Source organism: Stenotrophomonas sp. P5_B8 (assembly GCF_054049855.1).
In genome coordinates, this window is sequence record NZ_JBFULO010000397.1 from 1 (window position 1) to 3,493 (window position 3,493).

Below are 3,493 nucleotides of genomic sequence, written 5' to 3' on the forward strand. Positions count from 1 at the left end.
GGCCTGCGCATCGCTGCGCAGGCCTTGGTGTTCCACCACTGCGATGTTGCTGCGGTCAGGTGACCTTCTTGGCGATGGTCATGCCCAGCAGGAACAACACCACCGCGATGATGATGCCGGCCCAGAACAGGAATTTGGCGATGCCGATGGACGCACCGGCGAGGCCGCCGAAGCCCAGTGCACCGGCAATGAGGCCGATGATGGCGAAGATGATGGCCCACTTGATCATGTTGATCCTTACCCGCAACCGGGATGACTGACAGACCTTCAACATAGTCGCGCGGCTGTCCCGCGCTCGTGAACGGTTCGCGCGAACCGCGTGAAGTCAGGCGGCGGTGACTCCGTTGGCGGCGTCGATGATCGACCGCTCCATCGGCTGGTAGACCAGCCCGGCCGACTCGGCCACCTCGCCCATGCTCCGGAATCCGTTGCGTGCATAAAAACCCACCGACGGCACCGAGGCGCTCACCGTCAGCAGCCCGGCGTGCGCCTGTTCGACCAGTGCCGCCAACAACGCCTCACCGATGCCCTGTCGTTGGCAGCCGGGGTCGACGAACAGCATCGCCACATGGCGACGTTGCTTCAGCTCAGCCACGCCTTTGATCCGCCCCGCATCCTCGTAGACGAGCTGCAGGTTGTCCTGCGCCCTGCGCTGTGCGAAGCCATCGGGCGCTGCAATCAGGCGGAAGGTGTCTACGCCGAACGATGACAGCGACGGCGCCACCGCCGCCAGGAACGCGCGCATGCAGATCGCGCTGGCCGCCTTCTGGTCGCTCTCGAGCATTGTCCTGATCATCCTGTCTCCTGACGCATCTACGCACGGAGCATCACTCTAAGCCACGCGCGCACGACAGTCGCCAAACCCGGTGAAATCTGCTGAGATTGCCCGCCGCACCGCGCAGTCCCGCCCCATGTCGCTCTCTCCTGCCGAACCCGCATCGCATGTCGCGCGAGGTGTGCGCCACGCCGGTATCGATCTCGTCGTGCTGTTGGCCACGTCCATTGTCTTCGCGTGTGTGCTGACCGCCCAGCTCAAGACCGAGCGGCTCGGATGGATGTGGCCGTCGATTCCCTACGATTACGGACGCGGCGACGTGCTGGTACATGCGTTGCTGGCAAGCCTGGCGGTGATGCCCGGGTTGGTGCTGGTTGGCCGGCTGGCATGCGTGCGCCGGTCATTGCGCTGGCAGGACCTGACCTTCGTCCTGGCCACACTGGTGGTCATCCGGCTCGGCCCGCCGGCTGCGCAGGTATTCGGTAACACCTGGAGCCAGTGGGAAATCACCGCCGGCCTGTTCCTGCTGCAATGGCCGATTGTGATCCCGCTCACCCTGGCGGCGGTCGTGCTGCGGCGTCTGATACGGCGGGTGCTGGGCCCGGGCTGAGCGCACCGGTATCGGCTGCCAGGGGCAAAACGGCGTGCCGGGGCCTCCATCGTCCCGTCGATACGGGGCTGGGTGAGTTGGAGCTTCTTGCTGAAAATCAGTTACTTGGAGCACCTTTGAGGATGCGGGGTCAGCGTCCCTCACTTCGCTAAGTGCATTTAATTTGTGATCATTGCCACAAATTCACACCTCCGTCACAATCGAGGCGTCCACCCAATCTGCCCACGCCCATGCGCGCGATTATCACCAAGCAACATCCGGCTTTGCTGAAGTTCTACTTCGTTGCCTGTTACGCGGTTCTGATCGAAGAAGTGCTGCGCGCCATCGGCTAGGACGGCCAACGACGCGCCCACCCCTCCCAGGCCGGTTACGACTGGAACGCGTGTTCCGGCCCGGGGAATACACCCGACTCGACCTCCGCCGCGAAGTCGCGCGCGGCCTTCTGCAGCAGCCCGTGCATGTCCGCGTACTGCTTGACGAAGCGCGGTAGCTGCCCGGTACGCAGACCGGCCATGTCCTGCCAGACCAGCACCTGCGCGTCGCAGTCGCTCCCTGCGCCGATGCCCACCGTGGGCACGGCGACCGCTGCGGTGATCTGCGCGGCGACGTCGGCCGGCACCATCTCGATCAGCACCGCGAAGGCACCGGCCGCTTCGAGGGCGCGCGCCGCTTCCACCAACACCGGGCCACTGTCGCCACGGCCCTGCACGCRGAAGCCGCCCAGCTGATGCTCCGATTGCGGGGTGAAGCCGATGTGCGCCATCACCGGAATACCCGAGCTCACCAGCTTGCGCACCTGCGGCACCATTTCAATACCGCCTTCGAGCTTGACCGCGTGCRCGCCGCCTTCCTTCATGAAACGCACCGCGGTATGGAAGCACTGCTCCGGCGAGGCCTGGTAGGACCCGAACGGCAGATCGGCAATCACCAGCGGACGGCGCGTGCAACGGCTCACCGCGCGCACCAGCGGCATCAGCTCATCGACGGTGACCGGCAACAGACTGTCGTTGCCGAATACGTTGTTGGACGCCGAATCCCCGATCAGCAGCACCGGAATACCGGCATCCTCGAAGRTCGCGGCGGTGTACATGTCGTACGCGGTGAGCATCGCCCACTTTTCGCCACGCTCTTTCATCTGCTGCAGGTGCGGAATGCGCACACGCTTGGCCTGGGCCAGCGGACTCTGCGGGGTGGCGTACGGCGGGGGTTGTTCGTTCATGGCAATACCCTTGGATGTAGCGCCGACCGTGGATCGGCTGCGTTACGAAAAACGTCATGGCATCCGCAACGCCGCGCGACCGCGCGGCGGGTCCGGCATTCCGGTCGTCAGCGTTGGYTGGACAGCGTCTGTGCAACGTCCTTGATCAGCCCGGTAATCTCGTTGGCCAGGCGGCGGCTGTCGGCGATGGAGCCGAAGAAGCGGATCGTCCTCCCGTCGATTTCCACACCGGCAAGGCCGAGCGCGCCTTTCAGCGCATCCACATGCGCATGGAAAACCTCGAGCCACGCCGCAGACGGCGCGACATCGAGCATGGCCACGATGGCCTCGTCCTCGGTCTGATCAACGCGGGTGTGCAGGTCGGGCACGTCGAAGCCAAGCAGCCGCGGAGCGCCTGGATCGGGGGAGTGAGTGTTCATGGCCCATGGTATCGCCTATGCCGCGGCGGAAGCACTTGCGGGTGCCCCAAAAGAAAAAAGGCCTGCGCATCGCTGCACAAGCCTTTGATCGAATCACCAACATTGGTCGGGACGGCCGGATTTGAACCGACGACCCTCTGCCCCCCAGGCAGATGCGCTACCAGGCTGCGCTACGCCCCGATGATGCTGGCAATGTCCCCGCCTCTCAGCGGGCCGACGAGTATAACGGTTTTATCCGCGTATTTGTTCAGCGACGCAGCAATTGGAGCACTTCTTCCAACTCCATCCGCGTCTGCTTGATGATCTGGTTGCTCAGTGCCGATTCGTCGCGGGCACCGGCACCTTCCAGGCGCAGCCGCGCGCCGCCGATGGTGTAGCCCTGTTCGTAGAGCAGGCCACGGATCTGGCGCACCATCAGCACGTCATGGCGCTGGTAGTAACGTCGGTTGCCGCGGCGCTTGGCCGGCTCC

6 protein-coding genes and 1 tRNA gene are annotated in these 3,493 nt (G+C 64.5%); 1 reads left to right on the forward strand and 6 read right to left on the reverse strand.

Going from position 1 to position 3,493, the window contains the following annotated elements; genetic code table 11:
- Positions 1–55 precede the first annotated feature (55 nt).
- Positions 56–229: a DUF1328 domain-containing protein gene (locus ACXJKH_RS16985; RefSeq protein WP_256774665.1), complete on the reverse strand. Its 174-nt coding sequence runs from the start codon at positions 227–229 to the stop codon at positions 56–58.
- 96 nt (positions 230–325) lie between these two features.
- Positions 326–796: a GNAT family N-acetyltransferase gene (locus ACXJKH_RS16990; protein WP_457321081.1), complete on the reverse strand. Its 471-nt coding sequence runs from the start codon at positions 794–796 to the stop codon at positions 326–328.
- Positions 797–866: 70 nt separating this feature from the next.
- Between ACXJKH_RS16990 and ACXJKH_RS16995 the strand changes: the two genes are divergently transcribed.
- The gene (locus tag ACXJKH_RS16995; RefSeq protein WP_457321083.1) at positions 867–1,385 is read left to right on the forward strand and encodes a hypothetical protein; all 519 of its coding nucleotides are present in this window, start codon (positions 867–869) and stop codon (positions 1,383–1,385) included.
- 367 nt (positions 1,386–1,752) lie between these two features.
- Here ACXJKH_RS16995 and panB read toward each other — a convergent pair whose 3' ends face one another.
- From panB to ACXJKH_RS17015, 4 genes are all read right to left on the reverse strand, one after another.
- Positions 1,753–2,604, reverse strand: a complete 852-nt coding sequence (gene panB, locus ACXJKH_RS17000) for a 3-methyl-2-oxobutanoate hydroxymethyltransferase (protein ID WP_457321085.1) — start codon at positions 2,602–2,604, stop codon at positions 1,753–1,755.
- Positions 2,605–2,711: 107 nt separating this feature from the next.
- Complete coding sequence (locus tag ACXJKH_RS17005) at positions 2,712–2,972, reverse strand: hypothetical protein (RefSeq protein ID WP_457321087.1); 261 nt, start codon at positions 2,970–2,972, stop codon at positions 2,712–2,714.
- 154 nt (positions 2,973–3,126) lie between these two features.
- Positions 3,127–3,203: transfer RNA gene (locus ACXJKH_RS17010), tRNA-Pro, on the reverse strand.
- 67 nt (positions 3,204–3,270) lie between these two features.
- Positions 3,271–3,493, reverse strand: a 223-nt coding sequence (locus ACXJKH_RS17015) for a MerR family transcriptional regulator (protein ID WP_457321089.1), incomplete at its 5' end; no start/stop codon positions are given.